Source organism: Paraburkholderia sp. (assembly GCF_026225065.1).
Lineage (GTDB): Bacteria > Pseudomonadota > Gammaproteobacteria > Burkholderiales > Burkholderiaceae > Paraburkholderia.
Genome location: NZ_JAMFSB010000440.1, coordinates 1 through 4,507 on the forward strand (window position 1 = coordinate 1; position 4,507 = coordinate 4,507).

5 protein-coding genes and 1 pseudogene are annotated in these 4,507 nt (G+C 63.5%); 3 read left to right on the forward strand and 3 right to left on the reverse strand.

The features are described 5' to 3' along the window. Both M0954_RS29825 and M0954_RS29830 read right to left on the reverse strand, forming a co-directional pair. Positions 1-407, reverse strand: a 407-nt coding sequence (locus tag M0954_RS29825; RefSeq protein WP_297357080.1) for an SIS domain-containing protein, incomplete at its 3' end; no start/stop codon positions are given. A gap of 181 nt (positions 408-588) precedes the next feature. Continuing rightward, a pseudogene (locus M0954_RS29830) lies at positions 589-1,049 on the reverse strand (YraN family protein). Between M0954_RS29830 and rsmI the strand changes: the two are divergent. Then, positions 1,048-1,935: a 16S rRNA (cytidine(1402)-2'-O)-methyltransferase gene (gene rsmI / locus M0954_RS29835; RefSeq protein WP_297357082.1), complete on the forward strand. Its 888-nt coding sequence runs from the start codon at positions 1,048-1,050 to the stop codon at positions 1,933-1,935. The pseudogene M0954_RS29830 and the gene rsmI sit on opposite strands and share 2 nt — an antisense overlap. Positions 1,936-2,019: 84 nt before the next feature. Here the strand turns inward: rsmI and M0954_RS29840 are convergent, their stop codons facing one another. After that, positions 2,020-2,652 carry a septal ring lytic transglycosylase RlpA family protein gene (locus M0954_RS29840; RefSeq protein ID WP_297357089.1) on the reverse strand — a complete coding sequence of 211 codons (633 nt, stop codon included), beginning with the start codon at positions 2,650-2,652 and terminating at the stop codon, positions 2,020-2,022. Positions 2,653-3,246: 594 nt separating this feature from the next. Here M0954_RS29840 and M0954_RS29845 point away from each other — a divergent pair. Together M0954_RS29845 and M0954_RS29850 are read left to right on the forward strand one after the other, a co-directional pair. After that, positions 3,247-3,891 carry an MBL fold metallo-hydrolase gene (locus tag M0954_RS29845; protein ID WP_297357084.1) on the forward strand — a complete coding sequence of 215 codons (645 nt, stop codon included), beginning with the start codon at positions 3,247-3,249 and terminating at the stop codon, positions 3,889-3,891. Then, on the forward strand, positions 3,888-4,507 hold a 620-nt coding region (locus M0954_RS29850; protein WP_297357087.1), incomplete at its 3' end, for an exonuclease. The genes M0954_RS29845 and M0954_RS29850, both read left to right, overlap by 4 nt.

The window sequence follows — 4,507 nt, forward strand, 5'->3', positions numbered from 1 at the left end:
CGCTCGTGCGCCGCCGCGATCGCGGCCAGCACGTTGGCCGAGTCGCCCGTGGTCGTGATGGCAAGCAGCACGTCCCCCGGCTGGCCGAAGGACCAGACCTGCTTCGAGAACACCTGCTCGAACGCGTAGTCGTCGGCGATCGCGGTGATGATCGACGTATCGGCTGTCAAAGCAATGGCAGGCAAGCCTGGTCGTTCGCGTTCGAAACGGCCCATCAGCTTGGCCACGAAATGCTGCGCGTTGGCCGCAGATCCGCCATTGCCGCACGCAAGAATGCGGTTGCCGTTGGCAAGCGCCATAAACATCGTGTCGATCGCTGCGGCGATCGGCATCGAGAGGGTTTCGAGAGCTTCGGTTGTGACTGCCGCGTTGTCGCGGAAGTGCTGTTGAATACGTTCGACTGACATCGAGTCTCTATCGTTTGCCGCGGATGGACCGCTGCGCGCGGCCGTGTTGTGAATACAGGTTATCTTGCTGCCGGTGCAGGCAACGCCGACGCGTCCCCGGAACCGCCCGCGAGGCGTTCGCCATGCCACCCGTACGCGAGCGCAAGTTTATCGCACTCGGGCGCGATATCCGCAGCGCGGCTCAGACTTCGTCCGCGCGAAAGGCATCGCGTAACCAGACAAGTCGCCCCGACTCGAATGCGACGACATCAAAACGGCACGCCGGCACGACGCTCACGCGAGTGGCCAGATAATGCCGCGCGGCGCGCACCAGCCGCTGACGTTTCTGCCACCCAACGCTGGCCGCCGCGCCGCCATAGTGCCAACGCGCCCGCGCCCGGACTTCGACGAACACCACAGCGAGCCGTCGCGCTCGCTCATCACCAGATCGATCTCTCCGCCGCGACATGCCACGTTGCGCGGGACGAAACGCAACCGCTGGCGCTGCAGGAAGGCGAGCGCGTGAGCTTCGAACGCAGCTCCGACGTCTTTGGACCCTCCGCGTCCCAAAAAGTTGTGAGCGCCAGAACGAGGCGCCGGGCGCTCTGCCTCTGCGTGGCACAATGTCGGCCTTGCTTTGTCTGTCTGCGTCTTCTGTCTCATGACCCCTCTCTTCGAACTTGCGCAAGGGCAGCAATATCCCGCTGCCGCGCTCTATGTGGTGGCGACGCCGATCGGCAACGTTGCGGACATCACGTTGCGCGCGCTGCACGTACTCGGACTGGTGGACCGCATCGCCGCCGAGGACACGCGCAATACAGGCCAACTGCTAGCGCGCTACGGCATCTCGAAGCCCCTGCTGGCGGTGCATCAGCACAACGAGCGCGCCGCGGCGCTGCGCATCGTCGAACATCTGCAAGCGGGCGAGCGTGTCGCCTACGTGTCCGACGCCGGCACTCCTGGCATTTCGGACCCCGGAGCGAAGCTCGTCGACGCCGTGCGTGAAGCCGGGTTTCCGGTGATTCCATTACCCGGCGCCAGCGCCTTGGCCACAGCCCTCAGTGCCGCCGGCGATTGGGTAGCGACCTTCTCGTTCCTCGGCTTTTTGCCGCCGAAAGCAAAGCAACGCGCTGCAACGCTGCAGTCGCTCGCGACGCATCCGCAGGCCATGGTCTTCTACGAAGCGCCGCATCGCATCGTAGAAACAGTCGAAGCGCTGGCCGAAGCATTCGGCGGAGCGCGCAAACTATTGATCGCACGTGAGCTGACAAAGTTACATGAAGCGCTGCATTGCTGCACCCTGGCCGAAGGGCCAACGTGGCTGGCGGCGGACCCGAACCGGCAGCGCGGCGAATTTGTACTGGTGGTGGAAGGCGCTCAACAGGAAACCGCAGGCGAGCACGATCACGACGCGCTGCTGGGCATCCTGCTGGAAGAGCTGACGGTGAGTAGCGCGGCGAAAGTCGCGGCGGCTATCACGGGAACATCGCGCAACGCGTTGTACACGCGCGCATTGGCGTTGAAGAAAGACGGGGAAGATAGCGAGTAAGACCAAGGGCCGCGCAAGCGGCCCTTGAGAGCGGACAAACGCGCGAGCAGAGGTGCATCACACGCACGGCTCGCTCCAGTCACATCACTTGACGTCGTTCGTGTTCGACGCCAGTGTCTCGGCCTGTTCGGCCTTGGCTTCCTTTGGCGTCAGACCGACGATCTGCACGCGCGCCGTGCCGGCGCGCTGCATATGCAGCGCAGTAGCGGCCGCCAGCGAGAGGTCGATGATCCGGCCGCGCGCGAACGGGCCGCGGTCGTTGATCCGGACAATCACCGAACTGTCGTTCGCCGGGTTCGTCACGCGCACGTATGAGCCGAGCGGCAGCGTGCGGTGCGCGGCGGTCAGCGCATGCATGTCGTAGCGTTCGCCGTTCGCCGTGCGACGGCCGTGGAAGAACCTGCCGTACCAGGACGCGCGCCCGGTTTCGTGGAAGCCGACCACATTGGGACCGTTTTCGGTGAGCGGCTGGGCGTCGGCGAGCGACGTGGCGTTAGCTTCAGAAGCCGATGCAGCTGGCGTTCCGAAGGCTTGCGGCGCCAACGTACCGGCACCGCCTGCCTGCGCGCTCTTGGTGCTGAGCGGCGGATTACTTGCCTCGTTGGCTGCGTTCGGGGGCATGGCGCACCCTGCGAGCACAAAAAAGGCAAAAAGACTCCCTATACTTCGGGATGACCGAGTTTTCATAAGACGTGTAATCACATTGTCGAGCCGCATCACGCGATAGCTGCGTGTTGCTGCGACTCCGGCGGAAAGCGAACGACCACGCGCCGCGCGAAAAAGCGCAATACGCCGAAGCCCGCACGCGGCACACTCTGCCGCTCCCGCACGGTTAAATTTCACGTCTGGCGCAACCTGTCCCCGGCAGCCTGACCAGACCCCACAAGCCGCCATCGAACGTGGCAAACACGTTCTTGCGCGCCAGACAACAGCGCGCAGGAACGGCGGCGTAGGCCCCACCCAGCGTAACGGCAGAAGGCCGTTGCAGGCGCGTGGCACCTGGCTGGACGAGACGTGCGCATCGGACGCATCCGATGCTGGATTTGCCGTCGACAACACCGACGGCACTTACTTGACGACGATCAGCGCTCCATTCGGACTGGGGACGCATCGTCCTGTGGCAGCACGGTTTCCCGTACACATGACCGCATTATACCCAAAACACAATTTTGGGATGGCAAGCGCCTGATAGCTTTGATGAATTTCCACTATTGCTGCAAAAATAGGCATCGCGGCACAGCCATTTGGCATATCGCCGGGGGCTACGTCACGCCGGTACAATCAACGTTTTTGCAGCGGCCTACCGTCCTCATGAAAGTCACTCTGATCCCCGTCACCCCGTTCCAGCAGAACTGCTCGCTGCTCGTTTGCGAGGCAACGGGACGCGCCGCCGTCGTCGATCCGGGCGGCGATCTCGAGGTCATCCAGGATGAGGTCAAGCGGCAAAACGTGTCGGTCGAAAAGGTTTTCCTCACGCACGGTCACATCGATCATTGCGCCGGCGCGAAAACCTTGGCTACGCACTACGGCGTCCCGATCGACGGCCCACATCCCGACGAACGTTTCTGGCTCGACCAACTGCCCGATCAGAGCACGCGTTTCGGCTTCCCGGCAGCGCAGGCGTTCGAACCGGATCGCTGGCTGCAGGACGGCGACACAGTTCAGTTCGGCAATGAGACGCTCGAGGTCTATCACTGCCCGGGGCATACGCCGGGCCATGTGATCTTCTTTAGCCGCGCCCATCGGGTCGCGCTGGTTGGAGATGTTCTGTTCGCGGGTTCGATCGGCCGCACTGATTTTCCGCGCGGCAATCACGCAGATCTGATTCGCGCGATCCGCGAAAAGCTGTGGCCGCTCGGCGACGACGTCACCTTCGTGCCGGGTCACGGACCCACTTCGACGTTCGGCGCCGAGCGCCGCACAAATCCGTACGTCGCAGACGGAGTGCGCGCATGAGCGTCGAAATCTATGTGAGCACCGATGTGGAAGCGGACGGCCCGATCCCCGGCCCGCATTCCATGCTCAGTTTCGCCTCGGCCGCGTACACAGAAGACAAGCAGCTCATCGGCACCTTCTCTGCGAACCTCGAGACGCTGGAGGGCGCGACCGCCCATCCGGTTCAGGAGGCGTGGTGGAAAACTCAGCCCGAGGCGTGGGCCGCTTGCCGTCTCGATCTGCAGGAGCCCGCCAAGGCTTTGAACGCCTACGTGGCGTGGGTCGAAGCGCTGCCAGGCAAACCGGTCTTCGTGGCCATGCCGGCTGGCTTCGATTTCACTTTCATGTTCTGGTACATGATGCGCTTCACCGGACGCTGCCCATTCTCGTGGTCCGCGCTCGACATCAAGACGCTCGCCTTCGCGATGACCGGCCTGCCCTATCGCAAGTGCATCAAGCCGCGGCTTCCACAGCGCTGGTTCGACGACCATCCGCACACCCATGTCGCCCTCGACGATGCGATCGAGCAGGGCGCCCTGTTCTGCAACATGCTCGCCGAGTTACGCGCTAACCAGGCCATCCTCGCCACCCATGCGGCGGCGAAAACAGCCCCGAAAGATGGGGACGGCTCAGGGCA

What these genes read in the sequence shown, in the direction of transcription:
- M0954_RS29845 (WP_297357084.1), top strand. Translation starts at nt 3,247, where the DNA reads ATGAAAGTCACTCTGATCCCCGTCACCCCGTTCCAGCAGAACTGCTCG.
- rsmI (WP_297357082.1), top strand. Translation starts at nt 1,048, where the DNA reads ATGACCCCTCTCTTCGAACTTGCGCAAGGGCAGCAATATCCCGCTGCC.
- M0954_RS29840 (WP_297357089.1), bottom strand. Translation starts at nt 2,652, where the DNA reads ATGCGGCTCGACAATGTGATTACACGTCTTATGAAAACTCGGTCATCC.